The sequence below is a fragment of the Streptococcus suis genome, assembly GCF_046032515.1.
Classification (GTDB): domain Bacteria; phylum Bacillota; class Bacilli; order Lactobacillales; family Streptococcaceae; genus Streptococcus; species Streptococcus suis_AL.
In genome coordinates this window covers 79,242-95,207 of record NZ_JARQPJ010000001.1, presented here as the reverse complement: position 1 = coordinate 95,207, position 15,966 = coordinate 79,242, and the positions used below count along the sequence as shown (strand labels likewise).

Here is a 15,966-nt window from a genome sequence, read left to right as displayed (position 1 = left end):
GTCTACAACCTCATTTTTCTAATAATCTTCTACATTTTACCATAAATAAAGCCCAATGTGAACATGGACGAGTCCAGATTTGCCAAACGTTTTCAAAAAGAGTAAGATAGTAGGTAATAATGCAAAAGGAGAAACCTATGAAATTTTCAGACTATACCTATGTTCGTCCAGATTATGAAGCTATCAAGGCTCAATTTTCTGACCTGACAGACCAGTTGGCTCAGGCAAGTGACTTGGAAACAACTCGCACACTTGTGGTAGCCGTTACAAAATTACTCAACCTGGTCGATACCCAGTACAACCTCTGGATGATCCGTCATACTATCGACATGAACGATGAGTTCTACAATGAAGAAACCAAGTTTTGGAATGAATATTCGCCACTTTTTGAAGAATTGACCACCAACTACTACCGTGTCATTGTCCAGACGCCGTACAAGGAAGAGCTGTCAGACATCTTGCCTCAAACCTTCTTCATGCAGGCAGAAAACAAGCTCAAGACCTTCTCATCTGATGTTATCCCCTTGTTCCAAAAGGAAAATGAATTGACCGATGAGTACAGCAAACTGATTGCTGGAGCAGAGATTGATTTCCAAGGTCAGACCTACAACCTGGCACAAATGGGGCCATTCGGTCAATCAACCGACCGTGAGGTCCGCAAGGCTGCTTCTGCTGCTACAACTGCCTTCTTTGAAAGCAAGGAAGCTGATTTTGATCGTGTTTACGATGAATTAGTCAAGGTCCGCACGGAAATCGCCCACAAACTTGGCTTCAAGGACTATGTGGAATACGGCTACCTCAAGATGAACCGTTTCGATTACAATCGTGACATGGTCAAGGTGTACCGTGAGGAAATCCTCAAGCATATCGTACCGATTGTGCAAAATCTTCGTGAACGCCAAGCCAAACGCTTGCAGGTACCAAGCCTGAAACACTACGACCTCAATCTTGAGTTCTTAGACGGCAATGCGGTCCCACAAGGTGACCCTGACTTTATCGTCAGCCAGGCTCAAGACATGTACCGTGAATTGTCCGCTGAAACGGGCGAGTTCTTTGATTTCATGATTGAGCATGAACTCTTGGACTTGGTCGCAAAACCAGGTAAAAACAGCGGTGGCTACTGTACCTATATCCCTGACTTCAAGAGCCCATTCATCTTCTCTAACTTCAACGGAACCAGCGGTGATATTGATGTTTTGACCCACGAAGCTGGTCATGCCTTCCAAGTCTATCGTTCTCGTTGGATCCAAAGTCCAGAAGTTGTTTGGCCAACCTATGAAACCTGTGAAATCCACTCCATGTCTATGGAATTTATGACTTGGCCTTGGATGGACCGTTTCTTCAAGGAACAAGTGGATAAGTACAAATTCACTCACTTGGCAAGTGCCCTACTCTTCTTGCCTTACGGTGTCTTGGTGGACCACTTCCAGCACGAAGTCTATGAACATCCAGAAATGACACCTGCAGAACGCAAGGCGACTTGGAAAAAACTCCAAGACCTCTACCTACCAGACCGTGACTATTCTGAGTCAGAAGCCCTCAACCGTGGTATCTTCTGGTACCGTCAAGGTCATATCTTTGCTAGCCCGTTCTACTACATCGACTATACCTTGGCCCAAGTCTGTGCCCTTCAATTCTGGAAACGCACGCAGGTGGACCATGATGAAACTGCTTGGGCAGACTACATCCGCATCTGTGATTTAGGCGGAACCAAGTCCTTCTTGCAAGTGGTTGAAGCCGCAAACCTCCAATCACCATTCAAAGAAGGTGCCCTTGAAAGCACCGCCAAAGCTGCGGCCGATTGGTTAAATGCAGTTAAGGATGACAAACTCTAAAACGCAAAAATCTGAATGAACAACTCATTCAGATTTTTTTTGATTTGACAAAGTTGATGTATTTATCCCCAAAAGTTTCGATTTGCTCCAAGACCAACTTAAATTCCTGCCCAATCTCGCTCAGTTCATATTCCACCTTTGGCGGAACCTGTGCATAAACCTTCCGAGTGATTAAACCATCATCCTCCAATTGACGTAACTGCTTGGTAAGGGTTGCTTGGGAAATCCCGGTCAATCGACGGTGCATTTCATTAAACCGAATGGGACCTTCTTCGATATGATGTAGTAATAAGATACTCCATTTCCCTGATAAGACACTCTGAGTGGTCACAAAAGGACACTCCGGAACCGTATGTTGTGTGAAAGTTGCCATAATTTCTCCTTTATTTTCCCTTGATATTACACATTACTTCACAAAAAGATAGTGACTATTCAAAAAAATCGTACTTGTTTTATTTTTAGTACCTGATACAATAATACCATAAACTGCGAGAGCAGGAAAGTATTTTCTCAAAAGGAGCGATACAATGAATATCAATTGCACTATATAATACAAAGGAGTCCCTATGTCACTAATCTCAGTTTTCAAAAATATATTTACAAAAAAGGAAGAAAAAAACATGAAAAACATTTTATTTATCGTCGGTTCACTACGTGAGGGTTCATTCACAAATGGCTAAACAGGCTGAAAGCATCTTAGAAGGTCAAGCAACTGTATCTTATCTTAACTATAAAGAAATCCCGCTTATGAACCAAGATCTTGAAACACCAGTCTTGCCAGCTGTCCAAGCTGCACGCGATGCGATTATGGCTGCAGATGCTATCTGGATTTTCTCACCAGTTTACAACTTTGCTATTCCAGGCACTGTGAAGAACTTGATTGACTGGCTCAGCCGTGCCCTAGACTTGTCAGAAACACGTGGCCCATCTGCACTACAAGACAAAATCGTTACTGTATCATCTGTTGCCAATGCTGGACACGAGCCAATGTTTGCTAGCTACCATGCTCTCCTACCATTTGTTCGTATGCAAGTCGTTGGTGAGTTTACAGGTACAACTGTCAATCCAGAAGCATGGGGAACTGGACAGTTGGTATTGTCAGAAGAAGCCATCGCTGGTCTGCAAGCTCAAGCTCAAGCCTTGTTAGAAGCTTAGATTCTACAGGTCAATATACATCCTTCTATGATCTTTATCGAGTTGAAGTTGATAAAATTGCAGAACTCTGAGATGTTGTTGTACCAATCGAGGAAGATTCCAAAACTTCCAATAGCAATGCTAAATTCTAATCAAAAACCAAGAAATCGAAATGAAAGAAATTTAATATGAAACTATATTACATCATCGATGCTTATTGTGGTTGGACCTACGGCTTTAACCACATTTTCACAAAATTCATGCAAGACCATTCTGACATAGAAATAGAGGTCATTAATGGAGGCTTGTTTGTCGGAGATAACAAAAAGAAAATGGCTGATTTCCAGCAGGCACAGACCATCAACAAACAAATCGAAAGCTATTACCAAATGTCTTTTGGCGATAACTACAATCAATTGTTTAAGGATACGGACTTTATCATGGATTCACTTGGTCCTGCTAGGGCTTACTCCGTTTTGAAAAACTACGTTGAACCACGCCAGCTTGCTCAGCTGACATTAGACATTCAAGCCTTATTTTTTGAAGATGGGTTAGACCTCAATCAAGCAGACAGTTACACCAGCCTAATCGGTACCTATCAGTTACCTACAAAGGCTATGGAAGAACTATCAAGCATCTTGAATCAACCAGAAAATCTACACCCAGACTTTATCAAGGCTTATGAAATGGGGGTAACCTCTTTCCCAACCTTGTTACTCGAAAAAGACGGAAACTTCTTTAATCTTATCAATAAAGTTCGTACAGTAGACGATTTGGAAAAAAATTTCCAAGCAGCTATTACGCAATAGAAAGGGCGACTATCTATGGAAAAACATTATAAGCTAGAAAATGGAACAGAATTACACATCTTTACAAATGATGAATCAAGTTTTATGGTTACGGCGACCTTAATCATTAAAAATGGCAAGGCTCTCCTTGTAGGTTCAGGGTTTAAACAATCAGAAGGAGAGCGAATTGTTCGCTATCTACAAGACGCGCAACTGACATTAGAAAAAATCTTTATCATTCAAGGGGATCCAGACTATTATTTTGCTCTTGAGCCTATCAAAAAATCATTCCCAGAAGTCATTGTCTATGCAACGTCTTATGTTATCGATCATATTTTAAAAACAGTATCAAAAAAATTACAGGTATGGGGAGACTCTTTAGGTAACCAAGCTCCTAAAAATATTATTTTACCAGCGCTCATTCAAGAATCTACATTAGAATTTGAAGGTGATAAATGGGAATTTTTCGGTAGTGAACCAAGTCAAATCAATCTTTGGAATGCAGAAACCAAAACCATTATTGGCGGTATCAATACCTTTAATCAAATTCACCTCTTCTTAGCTGATTCACAAACTACCGAGCAATTGAAAGCCTGGCAAGATCGATTAAAAGATATGAAGGCACTGGATGCCTCTCTCATTATTCCAGGTCATGCAGATAGTGAAGGTTCATTTGATTCTCAAGCACTTGATTTTTCAATTGCCTATATTGAAGTAGCAATCAAATTAAAAAAAGAAGTCAAAGACTCAGCTACTTTTGTCGCTAAAATGAAAGAAAAATTCCCTAATCTTCGTAACGAGGCAGTCTTAGAATTGAGTGCTAAAGTCTTAACCGGTGAAATACCATGGGGGTAATGTATGTCAAAAAATCAATTATATAAAAATATTTTAGATGAAACTTATCTAGCTACTGCACAAGGTCGAATAGAAGATTTCAAGAGCCATTTGGCTGCTGATATCTCTTGGACAGAAGCTGCAGGATTTCCATATGCTGGTACCTATATCGGTCCAGATGCAGTGATTAAAAACGTCCATGCAAGACTAGGTTCTGAATGGACCAATTATAGTGCCACACCTGTTGATTACGCCTTTTCAGGAAACCGTGTCATGGTTTATGGCTACTACAAGGGGACCTACAACCTTACTGAGAAATCCTTTCAAGCAGACTTTGTCCATATTTGCGATTTTAATGCTGAAAATAGAATTACACACTTTATCCAAATCGTAGATAGCGCACTTGTTGAGAAAGCTATGAGATAAAAATCAATTTTCAAAAGTCTATTCGTCACACATTAACTAAGTAACTCGAAAATTCCTATAAATTGTATCAGAAAGCCAGGTATTCCCATGTACAATTCCCAATTTGAACTGGGCCTAGTTGCCCTCAATGTTCGCAATCTGGAACTCCAAAGCCTGTTTTACCAGCAGGTATTGGGCCTCCAAGTTCTGACTGAAAACTCTAAACAGATTGACCTTGGTGTCGGTCAGACCACTCTTATTCGTCTCATTCAAACAGAGCAGAAAGGTGAAGTTAGCCACAGCTACGGACTCTACCACTTGGCCATTGTCCTACCTAGCCGTGAAGACTTGGGCACCATTTTCCGCCACTTTATCGACAATAAAGTTCCCCTCCAAGGCGCCAGCGACCACGGTTACAGCGAAGCCATTTACCTAGCCGACACCGAAGGCAATGGCATCGAAATTTACCGCGACCTGCCTCAAGACACTTGGGATGTCCGCCCGGACGGCCGTATCGTCGGCATTACTGAGCCTATGGATGCTGAGACGATCTATGCTTTAGGGAAAAAAGCTGACGCAGCCTATCAGATGCCGCTTGGCAGTCGCATGGGTCATATCCATCTATCTGTCCGAGAAAGCGCTGCTTCTAGCCGTTTTTACCAAGAAGTTCTAGCTGTCGAGGATAAATTCTCCGTCCCATCTGCAGCCTGGCTAGCCTCAGGCGACTACCATCACCACCTAGCTGTCAACGAATGGGGCGGAAAACATCTCCAAACACGAATAGAAGGTATGCCAGGACTTGCCTACTACACAGTCATCTACTCTAGCCCAGCAGACTTCGAAGCAACCCTAGAACGTGCCTCCGCCGCAAACTTAAAGATAGAAAGAATGGATAGTTCTGCAGCCTTTGTCGATGTGGATGGTATCAAAACTAAGCTTGTTTTAGAATAATACGAAAAGAGGCTGGGCAAAAAGACCAACCTCGCTTCTCAGGGTTCGTGTCAACATCTCAGCGCAGTGGTTGATTGGCAGATTTGTTCGTGTTTTACACTCCAAATCTGACCTAATCAACTGTGCGGGGGCGGGAAGACGAACTCTTTTTTTGACCAGTCGAGTTCTTTCCCGCTCCCTTTCTTTGTTTATTTGATTAAGCCAAGATCATATTTCATTCCCAAAATCCGTTTGACGGATTGGTCAAGCCGCTCCTCTGTTATAGTTCCAGCCTTTACTTGTTCGATAATATAAGGAATTTGACTGGCATAACTTGAAGACAAAATCATATCTGTCCCAGCTTGAATGGTCTGCAAGGCACCTGTATCTTGATCTACAAATTGGACCAAGCCCTGCATATCAAAATCATCCGTCATTATGACACCTTCAAAACCAAGCTCATTCCGAAGGATTTTATTGATTTCAGGTGAAATGGATGATGGGACATCATCAATGGCAGGTACGATATTGTGGCTGACCATAATGGAGTCAGCTCCTGCTTCAATACCAGCCTTAAAGGGGAGAAAATCATTAGCCCGTAATTCTTCTAAACTACGATTGTCATAGACCAAATCCGTATGCGAATCTGCATTGTCCCCATAACCCGGGAAATGTTTCAAAGTCGAAGTAAACTGTTCTTGCTTTAACAATTTGACCAATTGACCAATATAGTCTGCTGTGGTTTTCGCCTCCTGTCCAATGGTCCTGTCGTAGATAAAAGATGATGGATCGGTGGATAAATCCGCAACTGGGAAGAAGCCTGCATAGATTCCCTCTTCCTTTAAAAGACTGGTCTTCTGCTTGGCGTCCGACAAAATCGCCTCAATGCCGCCAGATTGGTACAATTCCAAAGGCGATGGAAAAGGTGTTTCCAGAAGTTGACTAATCCGAGTTACCGTCCCACCTTCCTCATCTGAAGCCATTAATAGCGGTACTTTTGAAAGTGATTGATAAGAAGCAATCTCTTCTTCAACCTGCTCCAGTGTCTTACCTTCAAAATCACTTGCAAATAAGATATAGCCCCCAAAATGATAGGTTTCCAATGCCTCAGTTTGTCCTGTAGATGGCATTCGAGCAAAGATCATCTGTCCGACCTTTTCTTCTAAGGTCATCTGATTTAGATAATTTGCAATCACTTTGTCCCTAGCAGATATTTCTTGGCTAGATGATGTCGTTGCAACTTTGGTTTGCTCCTTTTGTGTTCGCTCTCCCAAAAAGAACAAGCCTAGCATAAGCCCAATAAACAAGAGACAGGCGATACTTGTCCCTAACACATTAAATCTTTTTCGCATCAATCTCCGACCTCTCACGTTTATCCCTTAATTCTATTCAAGTACTCCTGATAGGACTCCGTTTCCATCAAGGCCTTTGCATTTTCCACTCGGGCTTTTGTCGGTGGCTTGGTCCCCTCTAGTGGGTAAGGTCTTCCTAATTCACGCCACTTAAATTCGCCAAGATTGTGATAAGGCAAGACTTCAAACCGCTCTACATTGGTAAGGGTTTTGACAAATTTTCCCAGCTCAATCAAGTCTTCATCTCGGTCTGTCAAGCCAGGCACCAAGACATGACGAATCCAAACAGGCTTACCAATGTCTGATAGATATTGAGCACATTCTAAAATAGTCTTGTTACTATGACCTGTCACAATGCGGTGTTGCTCAGGATTCATTTCCTTAATATCAAGGAGCACCAAGTCTGTTACTTCCATAAGCTGACTATATTTTTCCAAGTAGCGTTCTGTCTTACGGAAAGTCAACGCACAGGTATCCAAAGTAGTGTGAATCCCTTTTTCTTTTGCAAGGGTAAACAGAGCAATTAAAAAATCAATCTGGATGGTTGCTTCACCACCTGAAACGGTAATACCCCCTTCTTTTCCCCAAAACATACGAAAACGCAGGGCTTCATTCAAGACATCTTCTGCCGTTCTCTCAGTCGCTGCTGGATTGACCAGATCCCAAGTATCTGGGTTATGGCAATACTGGCAACGCATGTGACAGCCCTGCATAAAGACTACAAAACGTACCCCTGGACCATCAACCGAACCAAAACTCTCTGTTGAATGAACCAAACCTGTCACTTTACGATAATCAATTTCTGTCATCATCTCATCCTCATCATTTTATAAGACTAGTATATCACAAAAATGAAAACGCTTCTATCATTTACTTTCTTTCTTTCATAACTATCATCTTCCGTAAGAAGAAAGCTAAAAGACTAGGTTGCCCTAGTCCTTATCAGCTTCTTCTTTCTCCAGTGGTGTAATCAAGAGTTTTAATTTTGTTACGCGACCATTTTTTACCTTGTCGTTAATAAGAACTAGATGGTGATCTTTACTATCCACTTCAAAGGAAACTTTCTCGTCTTGGCTCGGAATGGTACCGACCCCTGTCAGATAATAACCAGCAATCGTATCAACGTTATCGCTTTCCAACTCCATCTCAAAATGCTCATTGAAGTCATTTAAGGTCATATTTCCTTGGACGATATAGGTGTTGTCAGCAATTTCTCGGACAAAAATTTCTGTCTTATCGGTCTCATCATCGATTTCCCCAACAATTTCTTCCAGCAAATCTTCCAAGGTAACAAGACCCGCAACTCCACCATACTCATCTAGCAGGATAGCCATCTGATTTTGGGTGTTTCGTAATGATGTCAACAAATCATCCACGAAAATCGTTTCTGGAACGAAGAGAGGCTCCTGCATAATGCGGCGGATGTTGAGATTGTCAAAGCCATTACTGAAAGCTTCTGACAAGATTTTCTTGGTATGAATCAGACCAATGATATTGTCCTTATCGCCATCATAAACAGGGATACGTGAAAAATTCTGCTTGAGGATGGCTGCCATTATGGTTTCTGTATCTTCTTCAATATCCACCATGAAAGCATCCGTACGGGGAACCATGACCTCACGCGCCATCAGCTCGTCCAGTGAAAACACTCCCTGAAGCATTTCGATTTCTTCCGCATCCAAGGTCTGCTCACTCTTGGTTAATATGTATTCAATTTCGTCCCGTGTCATCTGCTCATCCGCATCATCAAAATTCATAGGAGTAATACGGCTGATAAGATTCGTTGCAGCAGATAATAACCACACAAACGGACTCACAATTTTCCCAAGGAAAATAATCACTGGTGCAGTGACTACTGCCAGATTTTCCTTCATATTCATGGCAATCCGCTTAGGGTACAATTCGCCAAGAACGATTGAAACGAAGGTCAACATAGCCAGTGCAAGCCAGTATCCTGCGGTTTGCGCTGTTGTTGAATTCCCCATCCATTTGGCAAATACAGCTCCCAAATCATTAGCCAAGCTGGCACCTGAAAGGATGGAGATGAAGGTAATACCGACCTGAATGGTTGATAGAAAATTGTTAGGATTCTCTAAAACTTGAAGCAAGCGAATATATTTCTTCTCACCGTCTGCGGCCTTTTGTTCTACTCTTGAACGATTTAGAGAAACAAGCGCCATTTCAGAGGCTGAAAAGAAGGCATTGAACAGGGTCAATAAGAATAAAATTAACAGTTGTAAATAGATGGTCTGACTACCAGGGTCTTCCATGATGTTCTCCTAAAAAAAATGATATAATAGCTCTATTATACCATAAATAGAAAATTATGGTAAATGGAATACCCAATTTCTTTTTTACAAGAAAGTTCAATAGATTGGAAAAAATATGATCGTATCAATGAAAAACTTATCCTACACTAGACAGGGTAAAGCTATTTTAGAAGACCTTAACTGGGAATTTAAACAAGGAGAGCGTTGGGCTATTTTAGGGCTCAATGGAGCTGGAAAGTCAACCCTTCTTCGTATTTTAATGGCTGAGTTTTGGAAGACCTCTGGTGACCTGACTGTTCTTGGAGTGGAGTTTGGCAAGGGTGATATTCCTAGCTTACGTACAAAGATTGGTGTGGTTGGCTCCTTTTTGGCAGAGCGTTTTCCAATTGATTTGACGGCGGAACAAATCGTCCTGACCGGAAAATACAAATCCTCCATCCTCTATCGTGAATACGGTCAAGCTGAATTGGATGAAGCCATAGACATGCTCAAAACTATTAAGGCTGAGCACTTGATCGGTCGGACCTATGCTAGTCTGTCACAGGGCGAACGCCAACTCCTGCTCATTGCCCGCAGTTTGATGGAAGAGCCGGCTATTTTGATTTTAGACGAAGCTACTGTCGGTTTGGACCTTTTGGCTCGCGAACGCCTGCTCCACCACATTGACTACATCTGTCAACTCCCAACAGCTCCTGCCATTATCTACGTCACCCATCACGCCGAAGAAATCACTGATAATTTCACCCATGTCCTCCTGCTCAAAGATGGCATGGTCTTGGCACAGGGACCCAAAGAAGACATCCTGACACCTGAACTCCTCAGCGATTTTTATGGCAATCAGGTAGAATTGATTGACTTGGGTGAGGGAAGATTGTTCATTAAGCCGATATTATAAAAAACAAATCCAGCCCTAGTTTGAGCTGGATTTTAATCGTTCCACCATCACCAAAAATGGTGGGGTATTGATTTGGTTGAGAGGTTTGTAGAGCATGGCCGTAAAGACAGTCTGGTCTAGCTGGCTGACAAAGTCTAAGACAGCATCCTTCTCAACCGCCCCACCCTCATGTCCATAATAAATCATGATGGCTAGGCGACCACCAATCACCAGTCTGTCAAGAACTTTTTCAATAGCTTGAAGGGTGGTTGCAGGCAGGGTAATAACTGACTTATCCGCCGAAGGAAGATAGCCCAGATTGAAAATGGCTGCCTTGCATTCCTCCACATACTGGTCGAGGTTTTCGTGTCCTGTCAAAACCAATTGGGCATTGGTCAAGCCAGCTTTTTCTAGTTTTTCAGCCGTTGTGGTCAGGGCTTGTTCCTGAATATCAAAGGCCACCACTTTTCCTGCTCGCTGGGCTAAAAATAGCGTGTCATGCCCATTTCCCATCGTCGCATCGACCGCTAGGTCCTGGTCTGTTAATATCTCATCTAAAAAGGCATGGGCCATGTGTAAAGGTCTAAGCATACTTTCTCCTAATTATCGTCAATACATAAAATCTATCACACCTAGTATAGCATACTTTCCATCTTCAAAAAATTTTTTAAAACATCTAACATTTTTCCTATCCCTTTTGCGAATAAATAGGTATGAAGACAATTATCCTATTTTTCCTTGGAGCTTCTATCGGCTCCTTCTTGGGATTGGTCATCGACCGTTTCCCTGAACAGTCCATTATCGCCCCCTCTAGTCACTGCAATGCCTGCAAGCGACGGCTCAAGGCCTGGGACTTAATTCCGGTCCTATCCCAGCTTTCGACAAAATCCAAATGCCGTTACTGCAAGGCGAAGATACCTTATTGGTATCTGGGACTAGAATTCTTAGCTGGTCTAGTTGTCCTGCTCTGCCATTTTCAAGTCCTAAACCTAACCGAAACCATTCTCATCTTGGCAGGACTAGTTTTGACCATTTACGACATCAAACATCAGGAATATCCTTTTGCTGTCTGGCTTGTTTTTACTTTTATAGCTCTGGTACTCTCCCAGCTCAACTGGCTCTTCTGTTGCTTTTTGCTCCTGGCCTATCTGACTGAAAAATGGCAACTCAATATCGGTTCTGGCGATTTTCTCTATCTGGCAAGTCTGTCACTTTTGTTTGGCTTTACAGAAATTCTCTGGATTATTCAGCTTAGTTCCATCCTAGGTCTGGCCATCTTTTTCATCTTTAAACCAAAATCCCTACCCTATGTGCCTTTTCTATTTTTGGCCAGCCTGATTATCAATATCACTCTCTAAATCGAGCCTAGCTCGATTTTTTTGGTATAATAGAAAGAATAAAGGAGAAAGCTATGACAGTTTTTACAGATGACAGTTTAACCCTGCATACCGACCTTTACCAGATCAATATGATGCAGGTCTATTTTAATCAAAACATCCACAACAAACATGCCGTATTTGAAGTCTATTTCCGTTCACAACCTTTTAAAAATGGCTACGCTGTATTTGCCGGTTTGGAACGCGTTGTAAACTACCTCAACAATCTCAGCTTTAGCCAGACAGACATTGACTATCTGACAGAACTAGGTTATCCGCAGGATTTCCTTGATTACTTGTCCCAATTGGAAATGACTCTCACTGTCCGTTCGGCTAAGGAGGGCGACCTAGTCTACGCTAACGAACCTATTCTTCAAATCGAAGGACCATTGGCACAATGCCAACTAATCGAAACTGCCCTCTTAAACATCGTCAACTACCAAACCCTGATTGCCACAAAAGCTCGCCGTATCAAGGCTGTCATTGAAGATGAGCCCTTGATGGAATTTGGTACTCGCCGTGCCCAAGAAATGGATGCTGCTATCTGGGGGACTCGAGCAGCCTTTATTGGTGGAGCATCTGCGACTTCAAATGTTCGAGCTGGCAAAATCTTCGGCATCCCTGTCGCTGGTACCCATGCCCACGCCTTGGTTCAAACATACGGAGATGATTATAAGGCTTTCAAAGCCTACGCTGAAACCCATCATGACTGTGTCTTCCTCGTTGATACCTATGATACGCTTCGTATTGGTGTTCCAGCAGCCATCAAGGTTGCCAAAGAAATGGGAGATAAGATTAACTTCAAAGGAGTGCGGATTGATTCGGGCGATATGGCCTATATTTCCAAGAAAGTTCGTCAGCAATTAGATGATGCAGGTTTTACAGATGCGAAGATTTATGCATCTAATGACCTGGATGAAAATACCATCCTCAACCTCAAAATGCAAAAGGCAAAAATTGATGTCTGGGGAGTTGGTACCAAACTTATCACCGCCTACGACCAGCCTGCCTTGGGCGCTGTCTACAAAATTGTATCCATCGAAGATGAAGATGGAAATATGCGTGACACCATCAAGCTGTCTTCTAATGCGGAAAAAGTCTCCACTCCTGGTAAGAAACAGGTTTGGCGCATCACCTCCAAAGAAAAAGGAAAATCAGAAGGGGACTACATCACCTTTGCGGACACTGACGTCACACAGATGGATAATATCTATATGTTCCATCCAACTTACACCTACATCAATAAAACCATCGAGAACTTTGATGCACGTCCTCTCCTAGTTCCTATTTTCGAAAAAGGAAAACAGGTCTATGAACTTCCAAGCCTAGCGGAAATTCAAACCTATGCCAATCAAGAATTTGATAAACTCTGGGATGAATACAAACGCGTGCTCAACCCACAGCTCTATCCAGTCGACTTGGCACAAGATGTTTGGAATAATAAGATGAACCTCATCAATCGTATTCGCAAACAAACTCAGACCAAATCCATCTAAGAAAGGTATGTTATGACCCTACAGGAAACAATCATCAAAGAATTAGGTGTCAAGCCAAGCATTGACCCCAAAGAAGAAATCCGTCGCTCCATCGACTTTCTCAAAGACTATCTGAAAAAACACCCATTTTTGAAAACCTACGTTTTGGGAATTTCTGGTGGACAAGACTCGACCTTGGCTGGTCGTTTGGCCCAGCTGACTATGGAAGAAATGCGAGCGGAAACAGGTGACGACTCCTACCAATTTATCGCTATCCGCCTACCTTACGGTGTACAGGCTGACGAGTCCGATGCCCAAGCAGCCCTAGCCTTTATTCAACCAGATGTCAGCTTAACCATCAACATCAAGGAATCAACAGATGCCATGGTGGCTGCAGTCAATGCCAATGGGCTTGCTATGTCTGATTTTAATAAGGGAAATGCTAAAGCCCGCATGCGCATGATTGCCCAGTATGCAGTTGCCGGCGAACGCAAAGGAGCTGTGATTGGAACCGATCATGCATCTGAAAATATTACCGGCTTCTTTACCAAGCACGGTGATGGTGGTGCAGATATCCTGCCCCTCTTCCGCCTCAACAAACGCCAAGGAAAACAGCTTCTAGCTGAACTGGGGGCAGATGAAAAACTCTACCTCAAAGTCCCTACTGCGGACTTGGAAGAAGACAAACCTGGCCTTGCTGACGAAGTCGCACTTGGAGTGACTTACGAGCAAATCGATGACTACCTAGAAGGCAAAACCATCGACCCTCAAGCCCAAACCATTATCGAAGGATGGTGGAACAAAACAGCCCATAAACGCCACCTGCCAATCACGATTTTTGATGACTTTTGGCAATAATACTCTTCGAAAATCAAAATCAGACGTTGTTGACTTGATTTGATGACTGAAAAGCTCCTGTGGAGGTTTTCAGCCTGTTCCCTTGAAATATAAAAGGAACAGTGTTCTATCTGCATCATATTGATACGAACTAGGTTCGCTCTATCTCCAACCTCCAAAGGTTCCCCAAACCTTTGGAACAAGTCTGATTTTGATTTTCATTGAGTATAAAAATTAACCCCTGACGATAAGCAACCGTCAGGGGATTTCTTTTATCTATTCTCCAAATAATCCGCAATAGCCGCCACATCCTTGTCTCCTCGACCGGAAACATTTATAATAATGATTTTATCTTTACCTAGTTGTGGTGCTAATCGAATAGCTTCTGCAATCGCATGAGAAGATTCAATGGCTGGAAGAATTCCTTCTGTACGGCTAAGTGTTAAAAGGGCATTAACAGCCTCATCATCTGTTGCTGCGACATAATGAACACGACCAGTTTCCTTATAGTGGGCATGTTCTGGTCCAACGCCTGGATAGTCCAAACCTGCTGAAATGGAATAAACAGGTGCAACTCCACCATTTTCATCAAAGAGGGAGATTGTCTTCATCCCGTCAACAACACCAACTGTTCCCTTAGTCATAGTCGCTGCATGTAGCTCTGTATCAACACCTTTACCAGCAGCTTCTACACCGATAAGCTTGACTGACTCATCTGGTAAATATTGAGAAAATGCACCGATGGCATTGGAACCGCCACCCACACAGGCAATAACGTAGTCTGGCAAACGACCTTCTTTTTCCAGAATTTGACGCCGAGATTCTAGACTAATAATCTTTTGAAACTCATGGACAATGGTTGGATAGGGATGAGGACCGACTGCAGAGCCCAAAACATAGAAGGCATCCAAATCAGCCATCCATGCACCGAATGCCGCATCAACTGCTTCTTTCAAGGTTTGAGTTCCATCCGTTACAGCATGAACACGCGCCCCCATCATCTCCATTCGGAAAACATTAAGGCGTTGGCGTTTGACATCTTCTGCCCCCATATAAACATCACAGCCCAAACCAAATCGTGCCGCAACAGCAGCAGTCGCAACCCCATGTTGACCAGCACCAGTTTCTGCAATCACTCGAGTTTTCCCCATTCTTTTTGCCAACAGAATTTGCCCCAGCACATTGTTTAACTTATGAGAGCCTAAGTGATTCAAATCTTCCCGTTTGAGATAGATTTTCGCTCCACCAAGCTCCTTGCTCAATGATTCCGCAAAATACAATGGCGTTTCACGACCAGCATAATCTTTCAGATAAGCTTGGTATTCCGCCAAAAATTCTGGATCATTGCGGTACTGTTCAAACGTCTCCTCCAACTGATCCAACAAAACCTGAATTTGCTCTGGTACAAAACTACCACCAAACTGTCCAAAATAACCTTTTTCTGTCATATAATTCCCTCTTTCAACATTCGCTACAAGAGACCAATAAGGTCAAGAGTTTAATTCTTCTTTACTTATCCTTAATTGCTACGCCATCGTTTCATATTGCTTACCTCGTAATGTCTTAAAAGACAATGGAAAAGCCCCCGCATACTGAAAAACAGTATGCGAGGGCGTCAATGACACGGTGCCACCTCACTTATGGGAATTGTCTAGAATCCTCCCATATCTCATCTCCTCTAACAAGGAGTTGCACTGTAAGGTGTGCCAACCGAACTATCATTGTTTTAAGTTCATTTGTGTGACTGTTTTGGCTGATTACTCAAGGGAAGTTACAGCAAACAATCATTGTGAATTTAGGGCATTTTAGGACTAGGCAGTCGGGTGAAGGCAGTACTGATGGTACGGCAAGACCGA

General features: G+C 42.7%; 15 protein-coding genes and 1 pseudogene. 10 read left to right on the top strand and 6 right to left on the bottom strand.

Annotated features, from left to right (window positions below):
- The first annotated feature begins 137 nt into the window (after positions 1-137).
- Complete coding sequence (locus tag P7J49_RS00520) at positions 138-1,835, top strand: M3 family oligoendopeptidase (RefSeq protein WP_408568755.1); 1,698 nt, start codon at positions 138-140, stop codon at positions 1,833-1,835.
- 28 nt (positions 1,836-1,863) lie between these two features.
- Here the strand turns inward: P7J49_RS00520 and P7J49_RS00515 are convergent, their stop codons facing one another.
- On the bottom strand, positions 1,864-2,208 hold the full coding sequence (locus tag P7J49_RS00515; RefSeq protein ID WP_408568753.1) for a winged helix-turn-helix transcriptional regulator: 345 nt from the start codon (positions 2,206-2,208) through the stop codon (positions 1,864-1,866).
- A 247-nt stretch (positions 2,209-2,455) separates the two neighbouring features.
- Here P7J49_RS00515 and P7J49_RS00510 point away from each other — a divergent pair.
- The 5 genes and pseudogenes from P7J49_RS00510 to P7J49_RS00490 all read left to right on the top strand — a co-directional run bounded on the left by P7J49_RS00510 (position 2,456) and on the right by P7J49_RS00490 (position 5,947).
- Positions 2,456-2,990: pseudogene (locus tag P7J49_RS00510) on the top strand (NADPH-dependent FMN reductase).
- Between the two features lie 167 nt (positions 2,991-3,157).
- Complete coding sequence (locus P7J49_RS00505; protein WP_408556230.1) at positions 3,158-3,778, top strand: thioredoxin; 621 nt, start codon at positions 3,158-3,160, stop codon at positions 3,776-3,778.
- Positions 3,779-3,793: 15 nt separating this feature from the next.
- On the top strand, positions 3,794-4,612 hold the full coding sequence (locus P7J49_RS00500) for a cytoplasmic protein (RefSeq protein WP_105112662.1): 819 nt from the start codon (positions 3,794-3,796) through the stop codon (positions 4,610-4,612).
- A 3-nt stretch (positions 4,613-4,615) separates the two neighbouring features.
- The gene (locus P7J49_RS00495; RefSeq protein WP_099868566.1) at positions 4,616-5,017 is read left to right on the top strand and encodes a nuclear transport factor 2 family protein; all 402 of its coding nucleotides are present in this window, start codon (positions 4,616-4,618) and stop codon (positions 5,015-5,017) included.
- Between the two features lie 87 nt (positions 5,018-5,104).
- Positions 5,105-5,947, top strand: coding sequence for a VOC family protein (locus tag P7J49_RS00490; protein WP_105112664.1), 843 nt, complete (start codon positions 5,105-5,107; stop codon positions 5,945-5,947).
- A gap of 188 nt (positions 5,948-6,135) precedes the next feature.
- Here P7J49_RS00490 and P7J49_RS00485 read toward each other — a convergent pair whose 3' ends face one another.
- From P7J49_RS00485 to P7J49_RS00475, 3 genes are all read right to left on the bottom strand, one after another.
- The gene (locus P7J49_RS00485) at positions 6,136-7,278 is read right to left on the bottom strand and encodes a glycoside hydrolase family 3 protein (protein ID WP_408568750.1); all 1,143 of its coding nucleotides are present in this window, start codon (positions 7,276-7,278) and stop codon (positions 6,136-6,138) included.
- Positions 7,279-7,298: 20 nt separating this feature from the next.
- Positions 7,299-8,090 carry a pyruvate formate-lyase-activating protein gene (gene pflA / locus P7J49_RS00480; protein WP_408568748.1) on the bottom strand — a complete coding sequence of 264 codons (792 nt, stop codon included), beginning with the start codon at positions 8,088-8,090 and terminating at the stop codon, positions 7,299-7,301.
- A 120-nt stretch (positions 8,091-8,210) separates the two neighbouring features.
- On the bottom strand, positions 8,211-9,548 hold the full coding sequence (locus P7J49_RS00475) for a hemolysin family protein (RefSeq protein WP_408568747.1): 1,338 nt from the start codon (positions 9,546-9,548) through the stop codon (positions 8,211-8,213).
- Positions 9,549-9,663: 115 nt separating this feature from the next.
- Here P7J49_RS00475 and P7J49_RS00470 point away from each other — a divergent pair, with 115 nt between their 5' ends.
- Positions 9,664-10,443 (top strand): ABC transporter ATP-binding protein, encoded by a 780-nt coding sequence (locus tag P7J49_RS00470; protein WP_408568745.1) that lies wholly within the window; start codon positions 9,664-9,666, stop codon positions 10,441-10,443.
- A gap of 15 nt (positions 10,444-10,458) precedes the next feature.
- Here the strand turns inward: P7J49_RS00470 and P7J49_RS00465 are convergent, their stop codons facing one another.
- Positions 10,459-11,013: a tRNA (mnm(5)s(2)U34)-methyltransferase gene (locus tag P7J49_RS00465; RefSeq protein WP_099776886.1), complete on the bottom strand. Its 555-nt coding sequence runs from the start codon at positions 11,011-11,013 to the stop codon at positions 10,459-10,461.
- Between the two features lie 122 nt (positions 11,014-11,135).
- Between P7J49_RS00465 and P7J49_RS00460 the strand changes: the two genes are divergently transcribed.
- From P7J49_RS00460 to nadE, 3 genes are read left to right on the top strand one after another with little or no spacing between them, the layout of a single operon-like run.
- Positions 11,136-11,780 carry a prepilin peptidase gene (locus P7J49_RS00460; RefSeq protein WP_408568743.1) on the top strand — a complete coding sequence of 215 codons (645 nt, stop codon included), beginning with the start codon at positions 11,136-11,138 and terminating at the stop codon, positions 11,778-11,780.
- A 53-nt stretch (positions 11,781-11,833) separates the two neighbouring features.
- Positions 11,834-13,294: a nicotinate phosphoribosyltransferase gene (locus P7J49_RS00455; RefSeq protein ID WP_408568741.1), complete on the top strand. Its 1,461-nt coding sequence runs from the start codon at positions 11,834-11,836 to the stop codon at positions 13,292-13,294.
- Positions 13,295-13,306: 12 nt separating this feature from the next.
- Positions 13,307-14,131, top strand: coding sequence for an ammonia-dependent NAD(+) synthetase (gene nadE / locus P7J49_RS00450; RefSeq protein WP_408568739.1), 825 nt, complete (start codon positions 13,307-13,309; stop codon positions 14,129-14,131).
- Positions 14,132-14,382: 251 nt separating this feature from the next.
- On the opposite strand, the gene trpB is transcribed toward nadE, so the two are convergent.
- Positions 14,383-15,558 carry a tryptophan synthase subunit beta gene (gene trpB / locus P7J49_RS00445; RefSeq protein WP_408568737.1) on the bottom strand — a complete coding sequence of 392 codons (1,176 nt, stop codon included), beginning with the start codon at positions 15,556-15,558 and terminating at the stop codon, positions 14,383-14,385.
- Positions 15,559-15,966: the final 408 nt, after the last annotated feature.